Here is a 26975-nt window from a genome sequence, read left to right on the forward strand (position 1 = left end):
ATGCGTTTGAAATCAAATATATGGGTCGCGGCCTACCTGCGCCGATGCCAGACCGAGGGCGTGTTCGGCGCGGTCCGCCGTCGCGGTGCCGAGGAGGCGGGCGCGGTGTTCGTGAAGGTGTCGCTGCTCGACGGCCATGCGATGCTCTACGTGCCGGCGCCGCAGACCGTCTATGACGATGGCCGCCCCGTCGATCGCTTCTTCGTGCCGGTCGCGCCGCAGTCCTTGCCGGAGCATACCATCGAGGAACGGCTGACCAGGGAAATCCGCTTCGATCCGGACGCCTGGATCGTCGAGACCGAGGATCGCGCCGGGCGGCATTTTCTGGAACTGGCGAAGACGTAGCTGCTGCACCGTCGTCATTGCGAGCGGAGCGAAGCAATCCAGAATGCTCCCGCGGAGGGACTCTGGATTGCTTCGTCGCAAGGGCTCCTCGCAATGACGAGCTTGCAGTTCGTTGCGTTCCATCCGGGCTACGGACTAAACCGTCTGCGCTACCGCTCCGATGATCCGTCGGTGCCGGTGCGGCGCGGCGGCATCGCACCGGGCTGCACGCCCGGCCGCGTCTGGCTCGCGCCGGCGCGGGCGCGCTGGCGTTCGCCGTCGTGCAGCGAGGGCTGATACTTGGCCCGCGTCACCGCGAGCGTCGAGCCGCGCCAGGCCGCCAGCATCACCAGCGCCGAGCGGTCGCTGAGGCGGTCGTAGAGTCGCGACAGCCGGTACACCTCGTTCACGGACGTGCCGATCGCTGGCTTGAAGAACAGCAAAATGCGCTGGAAGTTCGGGCTCGGCATGTCGATCGCGCGCGCCGCGACCGCGAGCGCCTCGCCACCGGCATCATCGACGATCTGGGCTGCGACGCGCGAGGGCAGGATGAGGCTGTCGCCGAGCTCCAAGGTGAAGTTCTCGGCGTCGCCCGCGATGGCTGCCATCTCCAGGATCTGGATTGCGCGCTTGGTGCGCACGGTCGGAATACGAGGTGCGGCCTTCAGCGGGGTCTGCGCCAGATTGTGCAGGATCAGCGCGCGCTCGGATGCGCCGGCGCGGAAGAACATGTCGTGGATCTCGGCGGCGTCCTTCGGCTGCATCGCCATGTTCGAGGCCATGCGGAGCTCGGCGTCCGAGGGCGTGCGGACCGGCGCGGGCGCGGGTGCGGGAGTGGGTATCTCGCGCGCCAGTGGAACCCTGCGACCTTCCTGCGCGGCGACCAGTCCGAGCTTCTGCAGCACCGGGACGGGCGTCTGTGGATAGATCGCGAGCTTGGCCTTGATGGCCGCGCGCGTCGCATCGTCGACCTGGTCGATCAGCCGTGTCGCAAGCTCGGTGAACTGACGCTGCTCGTCGTCGCTGTGGATGCGCGTCTGGACGTAAAGGTCGGTCAGCACGCGCAGCAGCGTCGGCCGAACATCGACGCCTTCGCGACGGGAGAGGGACATCAGCCCGTCGAATCCGGGAAACAGCGACTTGGTCATGGAGAGATACGCGACCTGGGAAGGATACTCGCCGCCAGCCTATCGCAGGCTCCTTTAAAGGCTCGTTAAGGAAAACGAGGCGTGAAGCCGAACGCTCGACTTGTCGCGGTCTCGTGCCGCAACGGGACGTCGCGGCCGGCCCGTGCGGCTACGGTCCGAACGCCGCGTTTACACCCCGTTAACCATGAACTGATCTTAATGAATTGCATGTTGCAGGGGCGCGTTCGGTCGCGCGGCAATTGAAGAGAGCTGACATGGGGACCATCATTGAATTTCCGGCCGGTCGCCGGGTGGGCTCGTCGGGGGATGTCGCTCCGCGCGCGGACATGGGAACGATCCTGATCCTTCCTGTCATCCGTATCGAGCGCGAGGCAGATGAAACCAGCGGCGATCGCGGCCCTGAGCAGGGCACAGCGCCGGGGCGCCGTCGTCGCCGTCGCTGATTTCAGGCTTATGTAATGCCGGACACCATCCGCCAGATCCGGTCTGTCCTATCGGCGCTCCTGCTCGCGCTGCTGGCTGCGATGCTCGCGGCCTGTAGCGGCGGCGATTTCGGCCGCACCCGCGAGAGCATGCGCAGCGACGACATGCATCGCTGGCTGGGGGCGGAGGTCACCTCCAGCGTCGGCCTGAAGCCTTCGCAGTTCCAGCTCACCGACGAAGAGCGCCAGCTGCGCGACCTCGCCTATCCCATGATCGAGCCGCCGCTGTCGCGCCCCGCATGGAAGAGCGTGTTCGGCGACTACAAGGCGCTGCCGTCGCCCTGGCGTCAGAAGATCGTATTCGATCGCACCATGTACGGACGCACGCTGATCGACGAGCCGCACCGCTCGCATTCCTCGCGTTATGCGCAGCTGATCGAGGACGTGCGCAACGACATCACCCGCTTCGAGCCGTTCTTCGCCAGCGCGATCCGCGTCATCGATCTCGACAGGAAGCGTGATGCCAGCATGGCGCGCGTCTCCGCGCTCTCGCCGAGGGAGAAGGACGATGCGGTCGCGCGCATGCAGGAGAACTCGCTGATCGTGCAGTGGGTGCAGCAATGCCTGGAGCAACGCGTCTCGTCCTACCGCTGGGCGCTGGAGCGTCTGGTGATCCAGGCGCCCGACGGCATGGCCGCCGACGCCGACCGCCTGATCGGCGAGCTCGCCGCCCAGACCGCCAATCCCCCGGTTGCGGCGCAGCCGCCGTACGGCCGCGCGGTCGTCTCGAAAGGCTGAGCGCGGGGTCCGGGCCCCTGGTCGAGCTGGGCTCCCTGGCCCGCGGCCAATCAACCTGAACCGTCTGGCAGCCGCCCCAACCCTTGAGGTCTTCGGGAACCCGATTGAATGCCCTTGTCCTTCCGGGCCGGCGGGATAGGATCGTCTCGTTTCTTCAAAGTCATTTTACTCAAAGGTCCTTCGAGATGAGCTTAGACGCCCCGCGTCCGTTCAAGAGCCGTCTGGACGTTTCCACCCGCCATCTGCTGGCACTTGCAGCTCTGCTCGGGTCCACCGGCTCCGCAGCCGCGCTGAGCCAGGAAGCGGCGATCGAGAATTGCCGGATGACGGTCGGCCGGCCGATCGTGCAGGCTTGCATGCGCGCCGGCGGAGGGCCCGCCGGCGGCGCCAATCTCGAAGCCTGCCGCGCCAAGGCAAAGCCTCAGGTCAGGGCTTGTGTGTTGGCCGCGCTGAATGCCGCCAATGGGCGTGCCAATGTCGCGGTCGAGATTCCCAAGGAAGCGGCGCCCAAGCTCGAGGCAGGTACGGCGCTGCCGAAGGAGTTCGTCGCGCCGCCGCGCAGCATTGCGGACATCACGGCGATCCTCGACGGCAACAAGCCCGACGAGAAAATGATCGCGGAATTGAAGTCGGATGCCGACAAGGCACCGGGTGGGAAGGAGTCTCGCCAGGATCTCGCGCAGCTCTATTTCGACCGCGCCAATGCGCGCGCGCAGCTCGGCCGGCTTGGCGAGGCGATGACCGATGCCGACAAGGCCGTGGAGGTCGGGCGCGGGGCTGTCGGCCCGCTACTGCTCGGGCGGATGTTGCAGCTTCAGTCGCTTCAGCACTCTATCGCGGGCGATCCGAAGCGCGCGCTCGAGATCATGCAAAGGCTCTTGCGCGAATCGGCCAGCATGCCGGGCGCCAAGGGCTTCCAATTCACTACGAACCGCGCGATTGCGGCCGTGCTCATCCAGATGGGCGATCTCGCACAAGCCGAAGCCTATCTCCGCCGCAGCCAGACCGCGATCCAGGAGGCGCGCACCAGCGGCCATCCCAATTGGCGAGTGACCTATGCGAAGTTCGGACAGAGCTGGGAAGGCGAGCTGGAGCTCACTCGCGCCGTGATCTTCGAGGCGCGCGGTCAGTTCGCCGACGCCGAAGCCGCCTATCGCAACGGGGAGCTGCGCAAGCGCGCAAGCACGAAGGCGATCATGGCGTCGGAGAATGCGCCGGCCGAGACGCTTCTGCTGCAGGCGATCGACGGCACCGTCTTGAGCCAGGCGCGCATGAAGGCGAAGCAGGGCCGGCTCGCCGAGGCCGAGGTGGACGCGCGCCGCGCGCTGCTCTCGCGCCTGAAGGACACCGGCAAGTACAATTCGGTTACGCCTCGCTACGTCATGGGTTTGGCGGGGATTTTGGTCGACCAGGGCCGTTATGAAGAGGCCGAGAAGCTCGGCCGCGTCGCCCTTGAGATCAATAAGACCGTGGGTGTGCCCGAGGAGTCGCAGACCACCGTGCAACTGCTCTCGCAGCTCGCCGGCATCCTGACGCTGCGGCGTCAGAACGCCGAAGCGAACGCGATGTTCGCGCGGATCGACAAGGCCGTGGCCGGCTGGGATGCGCAGCGTCGCCAGGTGTTCGAGCTCAATCCGTCCCGGATCCTGTCGCTCTATGGTTCCGGTCAGCTGGACGCAGGCATTGCCGCCGCCGAGCAGCTCGTGAAGAAGCAGATCGCCCGTGTCGGGGAAAATCATTTCGATGCCGCTTCGGCGCGCGGCACGCTGGCGGTCGGATTGATGCGCGCTCGGCGCGATGCCGATGCGATCAGGGAGTTCAAGGCCGCCATTCCGGTCATGATGGCGAGCGCCAACGAAAACGCCGATGACGAAAACACGAGCGTGGTGGCCGCGCGCAGCCAGCGGCTGCAGACAATCGTCGAGAGCTATCTGCTGCTGCTCGGCAGGGCGGAAGGAGCCGGCAAGGACATCGGCGAAGAGACGTTCAGTCTCGCCGATGCAGTCCGCGGCCGCTCGGTGCAGCAGGCGCTGGCGGCCTCGAGTGCGCGCGCGGCGGCAAAGGATCCTGCGCTCGCCGAGCTCGTGCGCAAGGAGCAGGACCTGACCAAGCAGGTCAACGCTCAGCTCGGCACCCTCAACAACGTGCTCGCGCTTCCGGCGGCGGAGCGCGACGAGAAGGGCGTTGCACAAATTCAGGCCTCGATCGCGGCGTTGCGCGGCCAGCGCGACAAGGCGCGCCAGGAGATCAAGCAGAAGTTTCCGATCTACGCCGATCTCGTCTCGCCCAAGCCGCCGAGCGTCGCCGAGATCCGCGCGACGCTCGCCGACGATGAGGCCATGCTGTCGTTCTATTTCGGCCAGAACGGCAGCTTCGTCTGGGCCGTGCCGAAGTCGGGGCCGGTGGCGTTCGCCGCCGTCCAGGCCAAGATCGGCGACATCGAGAGCAAGATCCGCAAGCTGCGCGAAGCGCTCGAGCCGCAGGCTGCGATGATCTCGGACATTCCGCCCTTCGACCTCAAGCTCGGCCATGAGCTCTACGCGCTGCTGCTCAAGCCGGTCGAGAGCGGCTGGAAGCCGGCCAAGAAGCTGATCGTCGTGACCAACGGCGCGCTGGGACTGCTGCCGTTGTCCCTGTTGCCGACGGCACCAGCGGAGGTGGCCGCGGACGAGGATCCGCTCTTCATCGGCTATCGCAACGTGCCGTGGCTGGCGCGAACCCATGCGGTGTCGACGGTGCCGTCGGCGGCGGCATTGCGGACATTGCGGCAATTGCCGGCCGGCAAGTCCGGCCGCGGCGACCTCATCGCCTTCGGCGATCCCTATTTCAACAGCGACCAGCAGGCCGAGGCGGAGGGCGGCGGGCAGAAGATTCAGGTCGCCGACGCCAGCGGCAACATCACGCGCGGCGGGCCGCTGAAGCGGCGCAATAGTCCGAAGCTCGACGGCGTCGACAGCGCCGAGCTCGGTCTCTTGCCCCGACTTCCCGACACGGCCGACGAGTTGAAATCGATCGCGCTGGCGTTGCAGGCGGACCCCGCGAAGGTGTTGTTCCTCGGCAAGAGCGCGACGGAGAGCGCGGTGAAGACCATGAACCTCTCCGGCTTCAAGATCCTCGCCTTTGCCACCCACGGTCTGGTCCCGGGCGAGCTGAACGGACTGACGCAGCCGGCACTCGCTTTGTCGTCGCCGGTGGTGACGGGCGAGGGCGGCGACGGGCTCTTGACCATGGAGGAGATCCTCGGTCTCAAGCTGGACGCGGACTGGGTCGTCCTGTCGGCCTGCAACACCGGTGCCGGCGCAGGCGCAGGGGCCGAGGCGGCCTCCGGGCTCGGCCGTGCGTTCTTCTACGCCGGCACGCGCGCCCTGCTCGTGACGAACTGGTCGGTGCATTCACAGTCGGCGCGGCAATTGGTGACGGACCTGTTCAAGCGGCAGGCCGATGATCCCAAGCTGTCGCGCAGCGAGGCGCTGCGCCAGGCGACGATGGCCCTCGTCGATGGTCCGGGCTATCTCAGCAGCGAGGGCAAGACCGAGTTTGCCTATGCGCATCCGCTGTTCTGGGCGCCTTACACCATTATCGGCGATGGCGGCTTGCGTTGACGAACTGGGGAAGGGGTGCAGGGAAATGAAGCGGAATGTCTTGCTCGGCCTCGTGGCTGCAGGTTTGTTGTTCTCGGGACCCTCGCGTGCCACGCCATTGATCACGGAGGAGGAAGCCAAGCTGCCGCCGCCGAAAGGCGCGGTTGCCGTCGATCAGCGCGGCATCATGCGCGGCCCCAAGGTCGAGTTCGTCTCGCCGGGCGACTCGGCGAGCTCACCTCTACCGCTGGTATTGAAATTTCAGTCCTATGGCGGGGCAAAGATCGATCCGGAATCGGTCAAGATCATCTTCCTCCGGACGCCGAATGTCGACTTGACCTCGCGGGTCAAGCCGTTCGTGAAGGCCGATGGCATCAACATGCAGGATGCGGAGCTGCCCCCGGGCGAATACGTGGTGCGTGTCGATATCAGGGACAGTGATGGCCGTTCGGGCACGACCATCTTCACGCTGAAGGTCGCACCCAAGTGACGTGTCCCTACTGCCGGGCGGGGACCGGGGAGGGCGCGCTTGTCTGCGCGTCCTGCGGGCGCGACATCGCCGTTCCCGCGACGCTGGTTGCGGAGCGTGACGATCTCCTGCGCAAGCGCGAGGAGCTGCGCGACGAGCTGAAACGGGCCAGGGACGAGGCCGAGGCCTTCATGAGGCGGAGGCATTCGCGTTAGCGATGGAATGTCCGTTCTGCGCCGAGACGATCAAGGACGAAGCCATCGCGTGCAAGCACTGCTCGCGCGACCTGCGCGCGGTGCGGCCGACCTTGCTCGAGATCGAGGAGATCGTCGCCGATCTGGACAGGCTCAGGCGCGATCTCGACCGGGTCAACGTCCGGCTCGAACGGTACAAGAATCCGCTGCGCTATTTCACGACGCATGCGGTTCTCTACGTCGCGATACCGTCCCTTCTTCTGGTGATCGCGCACGTGCTCGTGACCATCACTTTCAACGTGTCTCCGATTCCGCTTCGGATTGCGTCCATCGCCGTACCGCTGCTGTTCGGATTCGTGGCCTACCCGCTGCACCGGGTTTCGGCCTTGGCGGCCTTCGTGCTGGCATTCTTGGCGGCGGCCGTCAGCGTCCTGTCGATGCTGACGGTCACGGGGATTCACGATCATGTCCCGATCCTGCCGCAAGCCTGGATCGAATGGCGGGAAGTGTTCGAATACGGCGCCAGCATCCTGCTCGCCTTCGTCTCCGGAAACATCTTGAGCGTCGTGATCTTCCAGGTGCTGCCGCGCGTGCTGACCCAGGGCGGCAAGCCGAATGCGTTCGCCTTCCGCGTGGCGCGCCTGCTGGGACAACATGTCGGCGAGGAACAGCTGCGCCGCCGCGCCCGCTTGATCCAGGACCTCATGCAGACCATTGGGCCGCTGGCCGGCGTCGCCGCGACCGCGGTCGGCTCGATCTACGCGGGATTGAAGGGCTTGCTCGGATAGCCGGCCGCTAACTCCGGCGCGACGTCCGGGCCGGACGCTGCTTCTGCAGCTTGCCGACAAACTCCTTCAGCGCATCCACCAGCGGCGCTGATGCCCGGTAGGCGAGGCCGACCTCCCGCTTAACCTTGACCTCGATCTCGCGCACGGCGATGTCGGGATTGCCGCGCGCCACGCCTTCCGGGACGATGGCGATGCCGACACCTGCGGCGACCAGTGCGATGGCCCAGTCTTCCGACTGCGCGATCGCCACTGTCTGGCGCCGCTGCGTATTGCGGCCAAAGATGCGCTCTGCTCGCAATGGCAGCGGTCGATCAGGGCCACGCCGGCGAGGTCGGCCGCGCGCAGCTTCTCCTTCAGGGTAAGCGGATGCGACGGGGGCAGCGCTGCGACGTAGCGCTCGCTCCACAGTGCGACGAAATGCTCGTCCTTTCGCAGCATGCTCTTGGAGATGATGCGCGCATCGGCGTGATCGTCGCTGCCGACGAGCCGGAGCGCGACGTCGCTACGCGCCGTCAGCGGCTTCAGGAGCGCGATGGTTCGGGGCATGTCGAGCGTACGCATCAGGCCGAGCGTGACATTGGTCTTCGTGCGCGGCTTCCTGAACAGGCCGCGCGCCGCATCGGTGTCGTCGATGATGCGGCGGGCCAGGATGTGAAACTGTTCGGCCGAGGCCGTGGGCGCGACGCCCTTCCTGTGCCGGATGAACAGGGTGGTACCCAGCTCAGCTTCCAGGTTGGTGATGGCGGTCGAGATCGAAGGCTGCGATACGAAGCAGGCGCGCGCCGCTGCGGTCAGATTGCGTTCGCGGTAGACGGCGGAGAAGTAGCGAAGCTCGCGAATATCCATAGGAACAGCCTAGAGATAGTATTAATATTCGATATTGTACCTATGGATCATGCGATGACAAGAACGTCCTGCTCATATTCCGGCAGGGACACACGATGAAGATCCACCACCTGAACACCGGCACGATGTGCCCGATCGGCCGCCGCCTGGTGAACGGTCGAGGCAGTCTGTTCCAGCGCGCCCGCCTGGTCTGCCACTGTCTGCTGCTGGAGACGAATGACGGGCTCGCTCTGGTCGACACTGGTATCGGCCTCGGCGATATCGCAGCGCCCGAGCGGCTGGGGCGGCGCTGGGTGCGGCAGACCGCGCCAAAACTCGATCCCGCCGAGACGGCGGCTGAGCAGGTGAGGGCGCTCGGCTATTCACCCAGGGACGTGCGTCACGTGCTCCTGACGCATCTCGACCGCGATCATGCCGGCGGCGTGCCCGACTTTCCCCACGCCGCGATTCACGTCCATCGCGCCGAGTACGACATGGCGGTGCTGCGCAAGCCGGCGCCGCCCGAAGGGCGCTATGTCACGGGGCAATGGAGCCATGGACCGCGCTGGACATTCTATGGCGAAGCCGGCGAGGACTGGTTCGGCTTCCAGGGCGTGCGCGCGCTCGGCGACAAGGAGGCGGACATCCTGATGATCCCGCTCGCCGGCCACACGCTCGGTCATTGCGGCATCGCGGTGCGCGCGGGCGGGACATGGCTGCTGCATGCCGGCGACAGCTATTTTCACCACGCCCAGCTCGACGCTTCACCACGCGTGCCGCTGATGCTCGGCTTGTTCCAGCGCAAGGGCGACATGGACCGCAACATGCGGATCGCCAACCAGGCACGGCTGCGTGCGCTGAAGCAAAACCACGGCGACCGCGTGAGGATCGTCAATAGCCACGACCCCGCCGATTACGAGCGCTGCCGCTGCGGAGAGCACTGAGCGCGCGGCGCGCGCCTCAGCGCTGCCCGTCATGCTCGGAAATCTCGGATGCCTTAAGGCCACCGATGCGCGCGTGGGGGCGGCCGCCGGTTGCCATCACGAGCCCGAGGGCGATCTCGTCACGCCTTGGCGCATCCCACAGCGTCATCTCCGCCGTGCCGAAATGGCTGCGGACATAGGCGGCGTGGATGTGGCCGAGCGGTACCATCAGGCGCGTGCCGGGACCGCCGATGGTCTTGGCGGCCGGGACGATCGCCTTTGGCTGCTGACCCTTGGGCCGGCCAAGCACCTCGCGCATGCCTTGGCCGCCGGCTTCGTGCCAGACGGCGCCATGCTCGAGCTCGCCGTCCTCGCCGACGATGATGCCCTTGCCATAGGCTTCGATGCGGTCTGCGCCGCCGAGCTGCGCGATCAGCCCGCTCGCGAGCTCGTGCCCGAGCTCGCGCAAGGATGCCTGAAACGGCATCAGGTCGGGCTCATAGCGTCCGGCGAAGGGATTGCGGATCACGGCAATGGCGGTGCCGACCAGGAGCGGCTTCTCCAGCCGCGGGCCGCGCTCGTGCCAGATGGTCTCGACGCCGAGCGCGGTCTTGCGAATGTCATAGGACGACATGCTGAAGCTAGGCCTCGTCCACGACGGGATTGCTGAGCACGCCGATATTTTCGATCTCGACCTCCACCACGTCGCCGGGCTTGAGGAAGACCGGCGGCTTGCGGGTGAAGCCGACGCCGGCCGGCGTGCCGGTGGCGATGACGTCGCCGGGAACGAGGTCGAAAATGGTGGAGCAATATTCGATCAGCCGCGGGATCGAGAAGATCAGCATCGAGGTGTCGGACGACTGCACCACCGCGCCGTTGACGCGCGTCTCCAGTTTCAATTTCGTGGGATCGCCGATCTCGTCCGGCGTGACCAGCCACGGACCGAACGGGCCGGTGCCGACGAAGTTCTTGCCGGAGGCGATCTGCTGGGCATGACGCTGCCAGTCGCGCACGCTGACGTCGTTGTAGATCGAGTAGCCAGCGACGTGATTCCAGGCATTGGCCTCGCTGATGTGACGGCCGCCCTTGCCGATGACAACCGCGAGCTCGCCCTCCCAGTCGAAATTGTCGGAGACTTTTGGCCGGATCACCGGCGCGTTGTGCGCAACCTGGGAGCGCCAGACCCGCAGGAAGATCGGTGGAAACTCGGTGATCTCGCGCTTCATGCCGAACGCCACCGCCTCGTTGTGGTGGTCAAGATAGTTGCGCACGGCGCAGACGATCTTCTCGGGGCGCGGGATCACCGGCAGATATTTGACGTCGCTCAGCGCCAGCGTGGGCTTGTGCCCGGCGACGATCGCGTCGCGCTTCGCGTAGTCATCGCTGCCGAGAAAATCCGCGAGAACAGGATATTGGGGCAGGGCGCGGCCGAGATCCACCACGCCGTTTTCGGTAACGGCCCCCCAGCTTTCCCGATTTCCGTCCAAGAACGACAGCAGCTTCATGGTTTCGCCCCAAAGGTTCCGATTTTCGATCTATCGCATTATTTTCGAAAATCTGGCGCGGCGCAAGCCCCCGCGTGAAAATGCCGGTGCCTACTCGGTGTCGAGCAGATGAGCGGCGTATGTCGCGACGTTGTCGGCGGTCGAGCGGATATGGGTCTCGATCAGCTGCACGGCGAGATCCGCATTGCGCGAGATGGCGGCCTGCATGATCGCCTGGTGCTCGCCGGCCTTGTCGCGCGGGCGCGGCCGGAAATTGGCCGACAGGTGCCGGTAGCGTTCGGCACGGTCGAACAGCTCGGCGCGGATGGCGAGCAGCGTCGCCGAGCCGCAGGCGGAGACCAGCGCCTGGTGGAACTGGCGGTGCGCGATCTTCCACTCGGGATCGCGCAAGGGATGTTCGGGATCACGCTGCTCGATCCGCTTTAATCTGTGCAAAGTCGAGATTACGGCGATTTCCCAATCGTCATCACCCCGCTCGATCGAGCGGCGGATCAATTCCACTTCGACCAGCACCCGCGCGTCCGTGACCTCCACCAGATCCTGGCGGCTGACCGGCGCCACGCGAAAGCCGCGCTGCTCCTGGGCGTCGACCAGGCATTCGGCGGCGAGCGCGGTCAGCGCTTCGCGCAGCGTCGTAAAACTTGCGCCGAACCGTTCACGCAGCACGTCGAAGCGCAAAGGCTCGCCCGGCGGAAGCGCGCAGGCAATAATCTCCTCGCGCAGCCGATGGGTGATATCGGCGGCGATGGTCTTGCCGAATTCCTTGCGGGGGCGGATGGCGCTCTCGGGCATGGCTCTGCCAATGAATCGTTGCCTCAACATGCCGCGCCAACGACCATCTTGCAATAATTTTCGTAAACGGTATGATTTTCGAAAATATGGTCTGGGGAGTGTGAAAACATGAGGGCAGTGCTGGTGCGTCAGCCGGGTGGGCCGGATGCACTTGAGGTGGTCGAGCTGCCGGTGCCTGTGCCGGGCGCAGGCCAGGTGCAAATCCGGGCCGAGGCCTTCGGGGTCGGGCAGCCCGACGTGCTGATCCGGCGCGGCGTCTACAAATGGATGCCGCCGCTGCCGGCCAATCCCGGCAACGACGTTGCGGGGCGCATTTCCGCGCTGGGGCCCGGCGTCGAGGGCTTTGCGATCGGCCAGAAGGTGTTGCTCAGCGCCCGCGACCTCGCCCAGCGCGGCGGCTGCTACGCCGATTACGTGGTCGCGCCCGCGGATGCCGTTCACGCGCTGCCGGACAATGTCGATCTGCAAGCCGCCGTGTGCCTGTCGAACTATCAGGTCGCCTACGCGCTGCTGCACGAGTGCCGCCATCCGCGCGCGCCCGCAAGCGTGCTGGTGATTGGCGCCGCCGGCGGCGTCGGCACCGCGCTGGTGCAACTGGCCAAGCTTGCCGGCATGACCGTCATCGGCACGGTCTCGACCGAGGAGAAGGCCGCGTTCGCCAAGGCGAACGGCGCCGATCATGTCATCTTCTACCGGAGCGAAGATGTGGTGGCGCGCACCCGCGAGCTGACGGGCGGCGAGGGCGTCGGCCTCGTGCTCGATCACGTCTGCGGACCCGAGTTTACCGGCTATCTCGGCGCGCTCGGCAAATGGGGCACGCTACTGTCGTACAACGCCTTCGCCGGATTGCCGGAAGAGAATCTGATGGCGGCGATGCGCAACCATCTCGACATCTGCCCGGCCGTGCGCTGCTTCTCCTTCCACATCTACGACCATGATCGCGACGGCCGCCGCGCCCTGATGCGCAGCGTGATTGAGGCGCTGAGCCGCAACGCGATCAAGCCGGCGATCTCGGCGGTCCTGAAGCTCGACGAGGTCAGGAAGGCCCACACGCTGCTGGAGCAGGGCTCCGCGCTCGGCAAGATCATCATGATTCCATGAGGGGATGGACCGCACGATGAGCACACAAGCACCCATTGCACGCTTCACCCGACTGCGGCACGCGACCTTCGCCTCGCCCGATCCGGAGCGGCTGCTCGACTATTATCGCGGCGTGATCGGACTTGGCCTGGCCGGCCGCGATGGAAACCGCATCTTCCTCGCCAGCGATTCCGAGCAGCTCTCGCTGGTGATAGAGCCCGGCGACGCGGTGCTGAACAGCATTGCCTTCGAGATATCGCCTGATGTTGAGATCGAAGCGCTGGGCGCCGCACTGAAGCGGGCTGATCTGCGGCCTGAGTTTCGGAGCGATTCCCTGCCTGGCGTCTCCAGGCTGCTGTCCTTCATCGATCCCGAAGGGACACGCTTCGAGCTGATCCAGGGCTGGACGCCGACGCCCGCGCAGGAGCGGATCGGCGGGCTCGCCGTCAGCAAGCTTGGCCATGTCGCCCTTCGCACGCCCGATCCACGCGCGACCGCGGAGTTTTATGCGAACGTCATGGGCCTGCGGGTCTCCGACTGGATCGAGGACCGCTTCGTCTTCATGCGCAGCGGCTTCGAGCACCACACGCTCAACTTCGCGCGCGCGCCGGTGCGTGGTCTTCATCACCTTGCCTTCGAGCTGCGCGGCCCAGAGCACATGCATCGGGCCTGCGACCATCTCGCCCGGCAAAAGCTGCCCGTGCTCTGGGGGCCGGTGCGTCATGGTCCCGGCCACAACACCGCGATCTATCACCGCAATCCCGACGGGCACCTGGTCGAGCTGTTTCACGACCTCGACCAGATGGTGGACGAGGAACTCGGCTATTTCGAGCCGCGCCCGTGGCATCGCGATCGTCCGCAGCGGCCGAAGGTCTGGGTTGGGCTGCCGCGCGACGTCTGGGGCATGCCGCCATCGCCTGAATGCACGGAGTTCGCTCGTTAGGCGAGCGGACTACGAGTTGAAGAACGCCGCACGCGCTGCGGCCAAAGACATAACGATCAAAGGGAGGATGCATCCATGCGTCGGATGAAGCGGCTTGCTGCGGCCATTTTTCTGCTGGGCGGTTTTCTCGCAACCGGGCCGGCGTCGGCGGACACTTATCCGTCGCGCCCGATCCGCCTGCTGCACGGCTTTGCCGCCGGCGGCGCGGCCGACACGCTGTCGCGCATCATCGCCGACGGACTGTCGAAGAAGCTCGGGCAGCCGATCATCGTCGAGGCCAAGCCGGGCGCCGGCGGCAACATCGCGGCGGATGCGATCGCAAAGGCGGCGCCCGACGGTTACACGCTCGGCCTCGTCACCGGCGCGCATGCGATTTCCGCGGCGACCTACAAGAGCCTGGCCTACCAGCCGGCCGACAGCTTCGAGATGATCTCGACGCTGGTGTACTACGCGCTCGTCATCGCGGTGCGTAACGACTATCCGGCAAAATCACTGGGCGAGCTCATCACGATCGCCAAGGCAAAGCCCGGCTCGCTCAGTTTCGGATCGGTTGGTTTCGGCAGCACCCATCACCTCGCAGGAGAATTGCTCAACGCCACCGCCGGCGTCGAGATCGTGCACGTGCCGTATCGCGGCGATTCACAATCCATCACCGCGCTGCTCGGTGGAGAAATTCCTGTCATCGTCGGCACGCCCGTTTTGCTGGCCCCGCAAATCCAGAGCGGCGCGATCCGTGGCCTCGCGGTGACTTCGCCGGCACGCACCGCCTTGCTCCCCGATGTCCCGACGGTGCAGGAAGCCGGCATCAAGGCCTACGACGTGCGCACCTGGGCAGGCCTGTTGGCCCCGAAGGGAACGCCGCCCGCCATCGTCGCTGCACTCAACGCCGCGACACTGACGGCGCTGGCAGACCCCGAGCTCAAGCAGCGCCTGGAGACCGCCGTCGGCGGCGAGGTCCGCGGCAGCTCGCCGGAGGAGATGAAGAAGCTGATCGAGACCGAGATCGCCAAATGGACCGACGTGGTCGAGCGGGCGAAGATCCCGAAGATCTGAGCCGGCCTCGCAATGTCGGACGCCATGCTACTCGATCACCTTGTCGGCCATGATCAAGACGTTTTCCGGAATTGAAAGGCCGAGCGCTTTTGCGGTTCGCAGATTGATCGTGAACAGGAATTGGGTTGGCTGTTCGACGGGTATGTCGGCAGGATTTCCACCCTTCAATATGCGATCGACATAGTGCGCGGCCTTGACGAACAACGGCAGGATGTCAGGACCGTAACTCATGAGCCCGCCCAATTCCGTGTAGCTGTTGACCTGAAAAACTGAAGGCAGGTGGTGCTCCAGCGCGATGGAAGGAAGCGAAGGTCTGACCGGATCGGCGAGCACATACACGACGTCGCAGCCGGCAGCCTTCATGTCCTGATAGGCCTTCTTCACGTCCTCCGGGTCTGGTGCGATATAACGATCCGCCGAAATCCCGATTTTCGCCGCAGCCTCGCGGGCAACCTCGAAGAGCGCGGGGTGGGTCGGGTTATTGGACGTCAGGACTCCCAGTTTCCCCACGCCGGGGAAGACGAGCCGAACGATGTCGAGCGTCTTGGCGGTGAGGTCGCCGAACATGTTGGCGACCCCGGTGATGTTGCCGCCGGGTTTGGCGAAACTCCTCACGAAGCCGGAGCCGATCGGATCGGTCGATGGTGACATGACGATCGGAATGGTCGATGTGGCCTTCTGCGCAACGGCGATCGCCGGAGTGGCCTCGGCGATGATGACGTCGGGCTTCAACTGGAGAAGCTGCTGCATCAATTCCGGAAGTTCCGAATATCGGCCATTCGCTTCGCGAACATCGAAAACGAGATTCTTGCCTTCCTCGTAGCCGAGGGAGCGGAGTGTATCCTTTATGACGGGAGCCGTGGCCGAGCCCCTCCCGGACACCAGGTAGGCCACGCGCCAGATCCGGGATCGCTGCGCAGCCGCCTTCTGCATTGCCAAACCCAAGCAGCCGATAAGCACCACGCGACGAGAGATTGTGCGATGCATGACGTTTGCTCACGAACCTGCAAGAACGTGATGCTAACATGCCGCCGGAATCCCGCCAGCGGCTTTTAGAGCCTCAACGAAGCCCGCTTCGGTCGAGCCGGCATTTGAGGCGTCTGTAGTCGCCCTCCCGCGAAGCCAGCCTATCGCGCTTCCACCACTTCGCCGTCTTCCTTCACGAAGCGGCCGACGGGATCATCCAAGAGATCGATCACGGCCTCCAAGGGCCGGCACAAGCGCACGCCCTTTGCCGTCACCACGATCGGACGGTTGATCAGGAGGGGATGTGCGATCATGGCGTCGAGCAGTTGCTCGTCGGTCCATTTGGGATCGTCGAGGCCGAGCTCCTTGTACGGCGTTCCCTTCTCACGCAGCAGCGCGCGGACCGGAATGCCCAGCCCCGCGATCAGTTCCTTGAGCTTGTCCCGCGAGGGCGGCGTCTTCAGATATTCGATGACGACGGGCTCAGTGCCGCTCTGCCGGATCATCGCCAGCGTGTTGCGCGAGGTGCCGCAGGCGGGGTTGTGATAGATCGTGACGCTCATCGAGGTGTCTCCGCAATTGCAACAGAGCCTCGGGCTTGCGAGGCGCCGAGCAACCAGTTCATCAGCAGCATGCCAGCGAACGCGCCGCAGAGCTCTGCAAGAATGAACCCGGGCAGGTCAAGGGGGCGAATGCCGGCGAAGGTGTTGGTCAGCGACCTTGCGATCGCGACCGCCGGGTTGGCAAACGACGTGGAAGCCGTGAACCAATAGGCCGCCGTGATGTAAAGGCCCACCAGCCAGGGCACCGCCGTCCGTTGAAAGCGGATGCCGGCCAGGATCGTCGCGACCAATCCGAACGCGGCGACGGCTTCGGCGAACCATTGCGGCCCTCCGGTTCGGACCTTGGTCGAGAGGTCGAGCAGCGGCAGTCCGAACATCAGATGCGCCGCCAGCGTTCCGGCGATGCCGCCGGCGATCTGCGCGATCACGTAGAGCACGGCCTCGTTCACAGGCAATTCGCGCTTGCCGGTGAAGACGAGGGTGACGGCCGGATTGAAGTGCGCGCCGGAGATCGGACCGAGCACCGTGATCAGGACAACCAGAATGGCCCCGGTCGGCAAGGTGTTGCAGAGCAGTGCAAGCGCCACATCCTTGGTCAGGGTTTCCGCCGTGATGCCGGACCCGACCACGGTGGCGACCAGAATGCCGGTGCCGAGCGCCTCGGCCGCGAGGCGGCGCGAAAGGTCGAACTTGTCCATCAGCCGGCCTTCGGCGTTGGATGTGTCGCGCCCTCAGAGCGGCCGATCTCACGCAGCCTGGTGCCGAGCGAGAGGCTGTCGATGCTCCTCAGCGGAAGGCTTACGAACGTATCGATCCGGTTCTTCAGATAGCGGAACGCCGTGATGAACGCGGCCTGCTTGTCGAGGTCTGTGCCTTCCGCGGCGGCAGGATCTTCGATGCCCCAGTGTGCCGTCATCGGCTGACCCGGCCAGATCGGACAGGCTTCACCCGCGGCGTTGTCGCAGACGGTGAAGACGAAATCCATCACCGGCGCATCGGGCGCGGCGAACTCGAGCCAGCTCTTCGAGCGCATTCCGTCGGTCGGGTACTCCATCGTCTGGAGCGTGTGCAGGGCCAGCGGATGCACTGCGCCTTTCGGCGTGCTGCCGGCGGAGAATGCCTGAAAGCGGCCGGCGCCGTCCTTGCGAAGAATCGACTCGGCCAGGATCGACCGGGCCGAATTGCCGGTACACAGGAACAGCACGTTGTAGATCTGGTCAGCCACGGCTTCGCTCCTTTCGCTTCGGCGAGCAGCAGGATTGCAGGGTTTGAACGACGGGTTCGCAAACTTCAGGGCGCCCGCCGCAGCAATCGCGCAGCAGGAAAACCGCGATGTCGCGAAATTCGCCGAGGTTGGCGCGGTAGATGATCGAGCGGCTGTGCCGCTCGGAGGACACGAGGCGCGCGCGGCTCAGGATCGCCAGGTGCGCCGAAAGCGTGTTCTGGGGGACTTCCAGCAGGCGGGCGAGATCGCCTGCCGCAAGTCCGTCAGGCTCGTGACGGACCAGGGTCCGGAAAGCTTCCAGCCGGGTCGCTTGGGACAGCGCTGCGAGCGCCAGGACGGCTTCTTCGGTTTCCATATATCCAGACTTATGGAATCATTAGCCTGGCGTCAATCCGAAATCAGTGGCGCACTATTTCGAATATTCTAGAAATATCGTTGACAGGGAGGAGTGCCAGGGGCATGTTCACTGCCATGAAGATCGATGACGCAGCAGCACGGCTGGAAGCCTTGGGTAACCGGACCCGGCTCCAGATCTATCGGGCCCTCGTCCGGGCCGGGCACGCAGGCATGCCCGTCGGCCGCTTGCAGGAAAAACTGAAGATCCCGGCCTCGACCCTGTCGCACCACATCAAGAGTCTGGTTTCGGTCGGGCTCGTCAGCCAGGTTCGCGAGTCCACCAGCCTGGTCTGTCATGCGAACTACGAGACGATGCGAGGCCTGCTGGATTTCATGGCGGCGGAGTGTTGTGCCGACGAGGCCGAATGCAAGGGCACGCAAACGGCGGCCTGATTTTTTTGCCGATTTATTCCATGATTCTAGAAAAATGGGAGAAGCCGAATGAACGAGAAGACGGTTGCGATCATCGGGGCAGGGCCCGTCGGTCTCGCGGCGGCCGCGCACGTGCTCGAACGCGGCATGTCTCCCATCGTGCTCGAGGCCGGAGGTGAGGCCGCCCACGCCGTCCGTCAGTGGCAGCACGTGCAGCTGTTCTCGCCGTGGGAATACAATGTCGACAAGGCGGCGGCGCGCCTGCTCGCGCCGACGGGATGGAATTCGCCGGACCCGCAATCCTATCCGACCGGCGGCGAGCTGATCGAGCGCTACCTCGAGCCGCTCGCGACGCGAACGCCGCTGCGCGAGGCGATCCGGACCTCGAGCCGTGTCACCGCGATCAGCCGCGCCGGCTTCGACAAGGCGAAGACGAAGGGCAGGGAGCAGGCGCCGTTCGAGATCCGCTATCAGAACGGCAAGGGTCCCGAGGTGCTGCGCGCCGATGCCGTCATCGACGTGTCAGGCACGTGGTTCTCGCCCAACCCTGCCGGCAGCAACGGTCTGCCCGCGATCGGCGAACGCGAGCGCGCGGACCGCATCGCCCACGGCATGCCGGACGTGCGGGGCACACATCGCGCCAGATATGCCGGGAAGACTGTCGCCGTGCTCGGTGCCGGCCATTCCGCCGTGGGCACGCTGATCGATCTCGTGCAACTCGCCGACGAAGTGCCCGGTACCAAGGCCGTCTGGCTCTTGCGCGGCACTGAGCCGGCAAAGGCCTTTGGCGGCGGCAGCAACGACCAGCTTGCCGCACGCGGCGAGCTTGGCTCGACCTTCGCCGCGCTCGTCGCGGCCGGCAAGATCGAGGTCGAGACCGGATTCGGCGTCACGCATCTGTCGAACCCCGAAGGCCGCCTCAGGATTTCGGCCGGCGCCTGCTGCGGCGCGCGCAGCGTGATTGCGGATGAGTTGATCGTCTCGACGGGCTTTCGTCCGGACTTTTCATTTCTGTCCGAGCTGCGGCTTCGGCTCGACCCGGCCATCGAGGCGCCGGTCGCGCTGGCGCCGCTGATCGATCCCAACGAACATAGCTGCGGCACGGTCCGTCCCCACGGCGCGCGCGAGCTTGCGCATGACGAGCCGGGCTTCTACATCGCCGGCATGAAATCCTATGGCCGGGCGCCGACCTTTCTGATGGTGACCGGCTACGAGCAGGTCCGCTCGATCGCCGCCGACATTGCCGGCGACAAGAAGGCCGCGGCACGGGTCGAGCTGGTGTTGCCGGAGACCGGCGTCTGCACCCGCGGCGGCGTTGAGTCAGGGGCTGCGGCGGGATGTTGCGGCGGTCCGGCCAAGGAAGATGTCTCGGCGTGGTGCGCCGCCGACGAGACCGCGAAGAAGGCAGGCGCTTCCGGCTGCGGCTGCTCATGAGGCAAATTGTCGGCGGCCCGGCGACAGGTCCGCTTGCCCTGATCATCGCACTCGGCACCACGCAAACCATTGCGTGGGCGTCGAGCTATTATCTTCCCGCCATCCTTGCTGCGCCGATCGCGCGCGACCTTGGCCTTGCGCCGACTTACGTGTTCGGAGCGCTGTCAGGCGCGCTCGTCATCTCTGGCCTTCTCGGTCCCCGTGTCGGTCATGCCATCGATACGTTCGGCGGGCGCGGTCTGCTTGCAATCTCGAACCTCGTCTTCGCGGCGGGCTTGCTCATGCTGTCCTTTGCGCAAGGGGTGGTGGTGCTGATCGCCGCCTGGATGCTGCTCGGGATCGGCATGGGCATGGGCCTTTATGAGGCTGCCTTTGCGACACTGGCCCGCATCTATGGCGCCGGCGCGCGAAAATCGATCACGGGCATCACCCTGATCGCCGGCTTTGCCAGCACGCTCGGTTGGCCGCTCACGACCTGGCTGCATTCCGAGTACGGCTGGCGCGTGGCGTGCGAGGTTTGGGCGCTGATACACATCCTCGTGGCGCTGCCGCTCAACCTCTTGCTGCCGCGCGCCGTGCCGCAGGATCAGGAGGCGCGACCGGGACCGGCATCGGGGCAACGCGCCGGACGCCAGAGCGAGACGTTCGCGATGGTGCTGCTGGCCTACGTGTTCGCAGCCGCAAGCTTCGTCAGCTCGGGAGTCTCGGCAATCCTGCCGACCATGCTGGTCGCGTTCGGCGCAACGCCGGGGGAGGCCTTGCTTGCGGGAGCGTTGGTCGGACCTGCCCAGGTCGGGGCCCGTCTCCTCGAAGCAGGATGGCTCGGCCGCTTTCACCCGCTGTTCTCGGCGAGGCTGGCGACACTCACGAACCCGATCGGTGTGATAGCGCTGGTCGCGGGAGGCGCTCTGTTTGCGCCGGTCTATGCGGTGCTGTACGGCGCGGGCAACGGGATCATCACGATCGCGCGCGGCACGCTGCCGTTGACCCTGTTCGGGCCGGTCGGATTCGGCAAGCGTGTCGGCATGATCTCACTCCCGTCGCGCGCAACAGGTGCCTTCGCGCCGCTGCTGCTCGGCCTGATGGTGGAGCATATCGGCCGTGGCGCGCTGTGGATCAGCGCGCTAGCCTCCGTCTCCGCGTTCGTCGCCCTTCTGCTCCTTCGTGCGGATCGGACGACATCGGAGCCGCTCCAGACGGGAGATGAAAATTCGTAAGCTGAGCGGGTGGCCACTGATTGCGGTGATGTGCATCGGCCAGATCGGCAATCTGCTGCCGCACGTGACGCTCTCGGCGAATCTAGCACAGCAGTTGATGCCGGCCTGGGGGCTGTCCGCTGCCGAAGGTGGCCTGATGGCGAGCGGCTATGCGTTCGGCTACATGCTCGCGGTGCCCGTGCTGACGACGTTGACCGATCGCATCGACGCCCGGCTCGTACTTCTATGCGGCTCGATCGTCAGCGGGGTTGCGACCATGGCGTTCGGCATCTTCGCGCAAGGATTCTGGTCGGGCACAGTGATCTGGTCGCTTGCCGGCCTCGGTTTCGCGGGCGCTTACATGCCCGGACTGAAGGCGCTCACGGACCGGCTGCCGGCCGGCGACAGCTCGCGCGCGATCACGCTCTACACGTCGAGCTTCTCGCTCGGCGTCGGCATTTCGTTCCTCATTGCGCAACTCGTCGCGGATGCCTGGGGATGGCGCATCGCTTTCCTCGTGACGGGCATCGGACCGATCGCAATGGTCATCGCGTGCCTTCTGATCGCGCAGCGTCGGCCCGCTCCGAAAGCGGGTCGCCTCCTGAATTTTGCGCCCGTCTTCGCCAATCGCGAGGCGCTCGGTTACATCTTCGGCTACGGCGCCCATTGCTTCGAGCTCTACGGTATCCGCACCTGGCTGGTCGGATTCTGGACCTTCGTCATCTCGCATCAAGGCGCACCGTCCTGGTTGAGCCCCGTTGTGCTGAGCTTCTGTTTCGCGGTGATCTCGATGCCGGCCAGCATCCTTGGCAACGAGGCCGCGCTGAAATTCGGCCGGCATCGGGCGATCACCATCGTGATGATCGCGTCGGCCTGCGTTGCGCTTGTCATCGGGCTCAACGCGACGGCGCCGGCTTGGGTGCTGGCGCTGCTGCTGATGATCTACGGCCTGACGGTGCCGGCGGATTCCGGCGCGTTGACCGCCGGCATGTCCGCTGCGGCCCTCACCGAGCATCGTGGTGCAACGCTGGCCTTGCACTCGACAGTCGGCTTCGGCCTGTCAGCGGTGGGCGCCTGGGGGACGGGCGTTGCGCTCGACATCGCCGGCGGACCGCAGAACGCAAACGGCTGGCTCCTGGCGTTCATCGTTCTCGCAGGCGGAATTGCGCTGGGCCCGCTGGCGCTGCTCTGGGCGCGGGGAGCGGGTCCGAAACGCGTCGTCAAGAATGAAACTGAGTGAGGCAAGGGCTTGCCGAGCCGCTTGGCGCGCCGCTACGGCTGCGGAGGAAAACGGTCGAACGTTGGCAGCTCGTGCGCATGCTCCATCCAGCGCAGGCGCTCGGCAACCTGGATCTGCATCGTCGCCGGGATCGCATCGGGATCGTCGTTGGTGGCGCTCTGCACGTCGATAATCCCAGGCATGCTGGCGTTGGCGTAGAACAGGCCGGTTCCGCAGTCGGCGCAGAACTGCCGCCGCACGTGTTCCGAAGACCGGTACACTTTGGGCTCGCCCTTGGTGACCTTGACGGCATCCTCCGCGTACATCGTCCAGCCGACGACCGGGGCGCCGGCGTGCAGCCGGCAATCCCTGCAGTGGCACAGCGCGTGCACGATCAGTTCGCCTTCGATCTGGTAACGGATTGCGCCGCAGTGACAGCCGCCGGTGATGGTGCTCATGCGTTTCTCCCGTTTGAGAGCAAGTTTTGCAGATCGATAGCTCCCGAGGCGTGCAGCATCAATGGCACAATCGGTTTGCGATTGCGTCCTACTGTCGCCTGACAGCTGCTGCCATCGCGAGCGGCTGCTGCTCAAGCCGAGCGACCGGCCGCAAGCTCGCGGGTGATCCACTCGGTAAAGGCGCGGATGGCCCGACGCTGCTGGCCTGCGCGGGGGAAGACCAGATGATGGCCGACATAGCGAATGTCGGTGGAACGTCCGGCAAGCGGCGCCACCAGCAGCTTGGTCGCGATCTCGCGTTCGGCGAGCCGCGTCGATTCCAGCGTCACGCCAAGTCCGCTCGAGGCCATCGCGATCGCCAGGAAGCTGCGATCGAAGCGCATGCCGTGGATGGCCGGCGCTTCGAGGCCGTTGGCCGTGAACCATTGATGCCACTGCACCTGCTTGACGTCCGAGCGGATCAGCACCTGGTCGAGCAGATCCTTCGGCTTGCGAATTTTCTTCGCGAGCTCGGGCGCGCACAGCGGCGTCACGGTTTCTTCGCCCAGAGAAATCACCTCGACACCCTCCGCCCGCGGCTGGCCATAGACGATGTCGATGTCGAAATCGTCGTTGCTGAACCGGGCATATTCGGTGTTGGCGGCGAGCCGCACCTCGAGCCTGGGTTCGGCGGCCATGAAGCGGGCGAGGCGCGGGGCGAGCCACTGCGCGGCAAAGCTCGGGGCGCAGTGCACCCGCAGCAATTGCGGGCCGCGGCCTGCGACCTCCTCGATGCCGCGCCGCAGATTGTCGAACGCGGCACCGGCATGGCGCATCAGGTTCTCGCCCGCCGGCGTCAGCCGGACCGCGCGGGCGCTGCGCTCGAACAGGACGGTGCCCATCGCGCTTTCGAGCTTGCGAATGGCGTGGCTAACCGCGCTCGGCGTGAGGTGAAGCTCGTTCGCCGCATCCCGGAACGAGCCGGTGCGTGCGGCGGCCTCGAAGGCGCGGATGGCGGATATCGGAATGCTGGATAGCAACATCCGACAAGTGAACCAAATTCACCCATGCAAGACAACGGCGCGTTTGTCGGATGAGCCGACGCCCGCATAATCACGGCAAGAACGGCGGCACCGTCAGGTGCCCGGCAAGGCCATTGTGGGAGGATCATCATGCTGCTGCGCGGCAAGACAGCCATCATCACCGGAGCTGCGTCTCCTCGCGGCATCGGGCTTGCAACCGCCCGCCGCTTTGCGGCCGAGGGGGCCCGCGTCGCCATTCTCGACATCGACGGCCCGGCGGCGGAAGCTGCCGCGCGCGGCCTCGAACTGGCCGTGGGCGAGCCGCATCTCGGCCTTGCCCTGGACGTCGCGAACAAGCAGGCCTGCATCAGCGCGGTCGACGCGGTCATCGCCAAATTCGGCCAGATCGACATCCTCATCAACAACGCCGGCGTGACCCAGCCCGTCAAGCTGCTCGACATCAAGCCGGAAGATTGGGACCGCATCCAGGACGTCAATCTCAAGGGCATCCTGTTCCTGTCGCAAGCCGTGATCCCGCACATGCAGAAGCGCAGGGGCGGTTCGATCGCCTGCATGTCCTCGGTCTCCGCCCAGCGCGGCGGCGGCATCTTTGGCGGGCCTCATTATTCGGCGGCGAAAGCCGGCGTGCTCGGTCTCGCCAAGGCGATGGCGCGCGAATTCGGGCCCGACGGCATCCGCGTCAACTGCGTGACGCCGGGCCTGATCGGCACCGACATCACCGCCGGCAAGCTCACCGACGAGATGCGGGCGAAGATCCTCGAGGGCATTCCGCTCGGCCGGCTCGGCGAGGCCGCCGACGTCGCCGGCATCTACACCTTCCTCGCCTCCGACCTCTCGGCCTACGTCACCGGCGCCGTGATCGACGTCAACGGCGGCATGCTGATCCACTGAGCGGAGCAGGGCAGACGATGATGGCAACACCAACGCTCGCAAACGCGCCGACGCTCGCCCAGCGCGCCCGCAACATCCGCCGCAACGCGCTGCTGATGGGCGAGGTCCAGGGCCAGGGCTATATCGCCCAGGCGCTCGACATCGCCGACGTTCTGGCGGTGGCCTATTTTCACGCCATGCGTTTTCGCGCCGAAGATCCCGCCTGGGAAGGCCGCGATCGCTTCCTGCTGTCGAACGGACATTATGCGATCGCGCTCTATGCAGCCCTGATCGAGGCCGGGTTTATCCCCGAGACGGAGATGGAAAGCTACGGCTTCGACGACAGCCGCCTGCCGATGTCCGGCATGGCCTCCTATACGCCGGGCATGGAGATGTCAGGCGGCTCGCTCGGCCTTGGCCTCGGCATCGCCGTCGGCATGGCGCTCGGGCTGAAGCGGAAACGGTCGGCCTCGCGCATCTTCACGCTGTTCTCCGACGGCGAGCTGGACGAGGGCTCCAAATGGGAGGCCATCATGTCGGCGGCCCACCACCAGCTCGACAATCTGATCGCGATCGTCGACGTCAACAATCAGCAGGCCGATGGTCCCTCCAAGCAGATGCTCGGCTTCGAGCCGCTGGTGGACAAGCTCGCGGCGTTCGGTTGGTTCGTGCAACGGGTCGACGGCAATGATCTCGACGCGGTGGTCGGCGCCTTCGATGCCGCGATGGCTCATTCCGAGCCGAAGCCCCGCATGATCGTCGCCGACACGTTGATGGGCAAGGGCGTTCCGTTCCTGGAGCAGCGCGAGAAGAACCACTTCATTCGCGTCGAGCCGCATGAATGGCAGCTCGCGCTGTCGGCACTGGACGCTGGAGAGCAGCCATGAAGTCCGCCGCACCAACCACTTCGGCAAAGCCGCGGCTGACGACGTCGGCCATGATCGCCTCGATCGCGGCGGAAGGGCAGCGCACCAGGCCGGCGCCGTTCGGCCACGCGCTGGTCGAGCTCGCGCGCAGCCGCGAAGACGTCCTCGGCATGACCGCCGATCTCGGCAAATACACCGATCTGCACATCTTCGCGCAGGTCTTTCCCGATCGTTACTATCAGATGGGCATGGCCGAGCAGCTTCTGTTCGGCGCTGCCTCGGGTCTCGCCGCCGAAGGCTTCATGCCGTTCGCCACCACCTATGCGGTGTTCGCCTCGCGCCGCGCCTATGACTTCATCCATCAGACCATCGCGGAGGAAGACCGCAACGTGAAGATCGCCTGCGCGCTGCCGGGCCTGACCTCGGGCTATGGGCCGAGCCATCAGGCTGCTGAAGACCTCGCGCTGTTCCGCGCGATGCCCAACATGACCGTGATCGACCCCTGCGACGCGCACGAGATCGAGCAGATCGTACCCGTTATCGCTGCGCATCGCGGGCCTGTCTACATGCGCCTGTTACGCGGCCAGGTGCCGCTGGTGCTCGACGAGTACAATTACCGTTTCGAGCTCGGCAAGGCCGCGCTGCTGCGCGATGGTGCCGACGTTCTGATCGTCTCCTCGGGCATCATGACCATGCGTGCGCTGGAGGCGGCCAAGGCGCTGTCGGACGATCGCGTCCATGCGGCTGTCCTGCACGTGCCCACGATCAAGCCGCTCGACACCGAGGCGATCCTGCGCGAAGCCGGCAAGCCCGGCCGCCTCGTTGTCGTCGCCGAGAACCACACCGTGATCGGCGGCCTCGGCGAAGCCGTGGCCGCGCTGCTGATGCGCGCGGGCGTCCATCCGGCATTCCGCCAGATCGGGCTTCCCGACGAATTCCTGGCCGCCGGCGCGCTGCCGACGTTGCACGACCGTTACGGCATCTCAACCGCGGAAGTGACGCGGCAGATCAAGGAGTGGCTGCGCTAGAGACGTCAAAATGATCGATAGGTCTCCGCTCGTTGTATTGACCAACGCAGATACGTGGTCTTGACGCAGATCAAAGGGTCGCGGGCGGCCTCAATGACCGCCAATTGACACCACTCGTCGACAGACAAAATCATCATTTCACGCGCCTTGCAGACGAGATCGAGCGAGCAATCGAACAGGCGGGCAGAACCAATCTTCGACCTCCGACTAGACGTTGATCTATCTCAACAGTCTGCGGAATGGCTGCTTCTCACTTGTGCCCATGAAATCACCGCGGTTCGAAAGCGAGCGTGAGGATAAGCCGGTCCCGAAACCGAGCCGGGTCGACGAGGCTTTCCAGGTCATTGCGGAATACGCGAGCGAGCTGCGAGAGATCCTCAAGAAGCTCAGAGGGCGCTTGCACTGAGTTTCGAGGGCGCTTTGAACCTGTCCTTTGGGGCATTGTCCTCTGGGACAATGTCGCCTGAGTGAATGCCTCGGTAGCCTGATCGCGTTAGACCGGCTGCAAAGCTGGT

General features: G+C 65.5%; 29 protein-coding genes and 1 pseudogene. 18 read left to right on the forward strand and 12 right to left on the reverse strand.

Features of this window, described 5'->3' with window-relative positions; all coding sequences use genetic code 11:
* Positions 1 to 345 (forward strand): DUF1491 family protein, encoded by a 345-nt coding sequence (locus IVB26_RS14585; protein WP_247313742.1) that lies wholly within the window; start codon positions 1 to 3, stop codon positions 343 to 345.
* A gap of 149 nt (positions 346 to 494) precedes the next feature.
* On the opposite strand, the gene IVB26_RS14590 is transcribed toward IVB26_RS14585, so the two are convergent.
* Entirely contained in the window at positions 495 to 1472 is a 978-nt protein-coding gene (locus IVB26_RS14590; RefSeq protein ID WP_247972294.1) for a DUF2336 domain-containing protein, read from the reverse strand.
* Positions 1473 to 1726: 254 nt separating this feature from the next.
* Here IVB26_RS14590 and IVB26_RS14595 point away from each other — a divergent pair, with 254 nt between their 5' ends.
* From IVB26_RS14595 to IVB26_RS14620, 6 genes are all read left to right on the forward strand, one after another.
* Positions 1727 to 1915, forward strand: a complete 189-nt coding sequence (locus IVB26_RS14595) for a hypothetical protein (protein ID WP_212067156.1) — start codon at positions 1727 to 1729, stop codon at positions 1913 to 1915.
* Between the two features lie 15 nt (positions 1916 to 1930).
* Positions 1931 to 2692, forward strand: a complete 762-nt coding sequence (locus tag IVB26_RS14600; protein WP_247972295.1) for a hypothetical protein — start codon at positions 1931 to 1933, stop codon at positions 2690 to 2692.
* Positions 2693 to 2877: 185 nt separating this feature from the next.
* The gene (locus IVB26_RS14605; RefSeq protein ID WP_247972296.1) at positions 2878 to 6294 is read left to right on the forward strand and encodes a CHAT domain-containing protein; all 3417 of its coding nucleotides are present in this window, start codon (positions 2878 to 2880) and stop codon (positions 6292 to 6294) included.
* Positions 6295 to 6319: 25 nt separating this feature from the next.
* Positions 6320 to 6763, forward strand: a complete 444-nt coding sequence (locus tag IVB26_RS14610) for a hypothetical protein (protein ID WP_247972297.1) — start codon at positions 6320 to 6322, stop codon at positions 6761 to 6763.
* Positions 6760 to 6957 (forward strand): hypothetical protein, encoded by a 198-nt coding sequence (locus tag IVB26_RS14615; RefSeq protein WP_247972298.1) that lies wholly within the window; start codon positions 6760 to 6762, stop codon positions 6955 to 6957. The genes IVB26_RS14610 and IVB26_RS14615 overlap by 4 nt, the downstream gene beginning before the upstream one ends.
* Before the next feature lie 2 nt (positions 6958 to 6959).
* On the forward strand, positions 6960 to 7724 hold the full coding sequence (locus tag IVB26_RS14620) for a hypothetical protein (RefSeq protein WP_247972299.1): 765 nt from the start codon (positions 6960 to 6962) through the stop codon (positions 7722 to 7724).
* 7 nt (positions 7725 to 7731) lie between these two features.
* Here IVB26_RS14620 and IVB26_RS14625 read toward each other — a convergent pair.
* Positions 7732 to 8570, reverse strand: a pseudogene (locus tag IVB26_RS14625) (LysR family transcriptional regulator).
* 95 nt (positions 8571 to 8665) lie between these two features.
* On the opposite strand from IVB26_RS14625, the gene IVB26_RS14630 reads away from it, so the two are divergent.
* Positions 8666 to 9493: an MBL fold metallo-hydrolase gene (locus IVB26_RS14630; protein WP_247972300.1), complete on the forward strand. Its 828-nt coding sequence runs from the start codon at positions 8666 to 8668 to the stop codon at positions 9491 to 9493.
* Positions 9494 to 9509: 16 nt separating this feature from the next.
* On the opposite strand, the gene IVB26_RS14635 is transcribed toward IVB26_RS14630, so the two are convergent.
* The 3 genes from IVB26_RS14635 to IVB26_RS14645 form a co-directional block, all read right to left on the reverse strand.
* Positions 9510 to 10106, reverse strand: a complete 597-nt coding sequence (locus IVB26_RS14635; protein ID WP_247972301.1) for an amino acid synthesis family protein — start codon at positions 10104 to 10106, stop codon at positions 9510 to 9512.
* Between the two features lie 7 nt (positions 10107 to 10113).
* Positions 10114 to 10977 (reverse strand): fumarylacetoacetate hydrolase family protein, encoded by an 864-nt coding sequence (locus IVB26_RS14640; RefSeq protein ID WP_247972302.1) that lies wholly within the window; start codon positions 10975 to 10977, stop codon positions 10114 to 10116.
* Positions 10978 to 11067: 90 nt separating this feature from the next.
* Positions 11068 to 11769, reverse strand: coding sequence for an FCD domain-containing protein (locus tag IVB26_RS14645; protein ID WP_247972303.1), 702 nt, complete (start codon positions 11767 to 11769; stop codon positions 11068 to 11070).
* Between the two features lie 108 nt (positions 11770 to 11877).
* On the opposite strand from IVB26_RS14645, the gene IVB26_RS14650 reads away from it, so the two are divergent.
* From IVB26_RS14650 to IVB26_RS14660, 3 genes are all read left to right on the forward strand, one after another.
* Positions 11878 to 12870: a zinc-dependent alcohol dehydrogenase family protein gene (locus IVB26_RS14650; protein ID WP_247972304.1), complete on the forward strand. Its 993-nt coding sequence runs from the start codon at positions 11878 to 11880 to the stop codon at positions 12868 to 12870.
* Between the two features lie 16 nt (positions 12871 to 12886).
* The gene (locus IVB26_RS14655) at positions 12887 to 13792 is read left to right on the forward strand and encodes a VOC family protein (RefSeq protein WP_247972305.1); all 906 of its coding nucleotides are present in this window, start codon (positions 12887 to 12889) and stop codon (positions 13790 to 13792) included.
* Between the two features lie 75 nt (positions 13793 to 13867).
* Entirely contained in the window at positions 13868 to 14845 is a 978-nt protein-coding gene (locus IVB26_RS14660; protein WP_247972306.1) for a tripartite tricarboxylate transporter substrate binding protein, read from the forward strand.
* Positions 14846 to 14872: 27 nt separating this feature from the next.
* On the opposite strand, the gene IVB26_RS14665 is transcribed toward IVB26_RS14660, so the two are convergent.
* The 5 genes from IVB26_RS14665 to IVB26_RS14685 all read right to left on the reverse strand — a co-directional run bounded on the left by IVB26_RS14665 (position 14873) and on the right by IVB26_RS14685 (position 17954).
* On the reverse strand, positions 14873 to 15808 hold the full coding sequence (locus IVB26_RS14665; protein ID WP_247972307.1) for an ABC transporter substrate-binding protein: 936 nt from the start codon (positions 15806 to 15808) through the stop codon (positions 14873 to 14875).
* A gap of 164 nt (positions 15809 to 15972) precedes the next feature.
* Positions 15973 to 16374: an arsenate reductase (glutaredoxin) gene (gene arsC / locus IVB26_RS14670; RefSeq protein WP_247972308.1), complete on the reverse strand. Its 402-nt coding sequence runs from the start codon at positions 16372 to 16374 to the stop codon at positions 15973 to 15975.
* Entirely contained in the window at positions 16371 to 17072 is a 702-nt protein-coding gene (locus IVB26_RS14675; RefSeq protein WP_247972309.1) for an aquaporin, read from the reverse strand. Before IVB26_RS14675 ends, arsC begins: the two co-directional genes overlap by 4 nt.
* Positions 17072 to 17599 carry an arsenate reductase ArsC gene (locus IVB26_RS14680; RefSeq protein ID WP_247972310.1) on the reverse strand — a complete coding sequence of 176 codons (528 nt, stop codon included), beginning with the start codon at positions 17597 to 17599 and terminating at the stop codon, positions 17072 to 17074. Before IVB26_RS14680 ends, IVB26_RS14675 begins: the two co-directional genes overlap by 1 nt.
* The gene (locus tag IVB26_RS14685; RefSeq protein ID WP_247972311.1) at positions 17592 to 17954 is read right to left on the reverse strand and encodes an ArsR/SmtB family transcription factor; all 363 of its coding nucleotides are present in this window, start codon (positions 17952 to 17954) and stop codon (positions 17592 to 17594) included. Before IVB26_RS14685 ends, IVB26_RS14680 begins: the two co-directional genes overlap by 8 nt.
* Before the next feature lie 116 nt (positions 17955 to 18070).
* Here IVB26_RS14685 and IVB26_RS14690 point away from each other — a divergent pair, with 116 nt between their 5' ends.
* The 4 genes from IVB26_RS14690 to IVB26_RS14705 are packed head-to-tail and all read left to right on the forward strand — an operon-like array spanning position 18071 to position 22237.
* Positions 18071 to 18388 (forward strand): ArsR/SmtB family transcription factor, encoded by a 318-nt coding sequence (locus IVB26_RS14690; protein WP_247972312.1) that lies wholly within the window; start codon positions 18071 to 18073, stop codon positions 18386 to 18388.
* Between the two features lie 48 nt (positions 18389 to 18436).
* Positions 18437 to 19801 (forward strand): NAD(P)-binding domain-containing protein, encoded by a 1365-nt coding sequence (locus tag IVB26_RS14695; protein ID WP_247972313.1) that lies wholly within the window; start codon positions 18437 to 18439, stop codon positions 19799 to 19801.
* On the forward strand, positions 19798 to 21018 hold the full coding sequence (locus IVB26_RS14700; RefSeq protein WP_247972314.1) for an MFS transporter: 1221 nt from the start codon (positions 19798 to 19800) through the stop codon (positions 21016 to 21018). The genes IVB26_RS14695 and IVB26_RS14700 overlap by 4 nt, the downstream gene beginning before the upstream one ends.
* A gap of 28 nt (positions 21019 to 21046) precedes the next feature.
* The gene (locus tag IVB26_RS14705) at positions 21047 to 22237 is read left to right on the forward strand and encodes an MFS transporter (RefSeq protein WP_247973162.1); all 1191 of its coding nucleotides are present in this window, start codon (positions 21047 to 21049) and stop codon (positions 22235 to 22237) included.
* Positions 22238 to 22269: 32 nt separating this feature from the next.
* Here IVB26_RS14705 and IVB26_RS14710 read toward each other — a convergent pair whose 3' ends face one another.
* Both IVB26_RS14710 and IVB26_RS14715 read right to left on the reverse strand, forming a co-directional pair.
* Positions 22270 to 22674, reverse strand: coding sequence for a GFA family protein (locus tag IVB26_RS14710; RefSeq protein WP_247972315.1), 405 nt, complete (start codon positions 22672 to 22674; stop codon positions 22270 to 22272).
* A 131-nt stretch (positions 22675 to 22805) separates the two neighbouring features.
* Positions 22806 to 23693 carry a LysR substrate-binding domain-containing protein gene (locus IVB26_RS14715; RefSeq protein WP_247973163.1) on the reverse strand — a complete coding sequence of 296 codons (888 nt, stop codon included), beginning with the start codon at positions 23691 to 23693 and terminating at the stop codon, positions 22806 to 22808.
* A gap of 132 nt (positions 23694 to 23825) precedes the next feature.
* Between IVB26_RS14715 and IVB26_RS14720 the strand changes: the two genes are divergently transcribed.
* The 3 genes from IVB26_RS14720 to IVB26_RS14730 are packed head-to-tail and all read left to right on the forward strand — an operon-like array spanning position 23826 to position 26460.
* Positions 23826 to 24587 (forward strand): SDR family NAD(P)-dependent oxidoreductase, encoded by a 762-nt coding sequence (locus IVB26_RS14720; protein ID WP_247972316.1) that lies wholly within the window; start codon positions 23826 to 23828, stop codon positions 24585 to 24587.
* 20 nt (positions 24588 to 24607) lie between these two features.
* Positions 24608 to 25453, forward strand: a complete 846-nt coding sequence (locus IVB26_RS14725; RefSeq protein ID WP_247973164.1) for a transketolase — start codon at positions 24608 to 24610, stop codon at positions 25451 to 25453.
* Positions 25450 to 26460, forward strand: a complete 1011-nt coding sequence (locus IVB26_RS14730; protein ID WP_247972317.1) for a transketolase family protein — start codon at positions 25450 to 25452, stop codon at positions 26458 to 26460. The genes IVB26_RS14725 and IVB26_RS14730 overlap by 4 nt, the downstream gene beginning before the upstream one ends.
* Positions 26461 to 26975 lie beyond the last annotated feature (515 nt).

The organism is Bradyrhizobium sp. 195 (assembly GCF_023101665.1).
GTDB lineage: Bacteria > Pseudomonadota > Alphaproteobacteria > Rhizobiales > Xanthobacteraceae > Bradyrhizobium.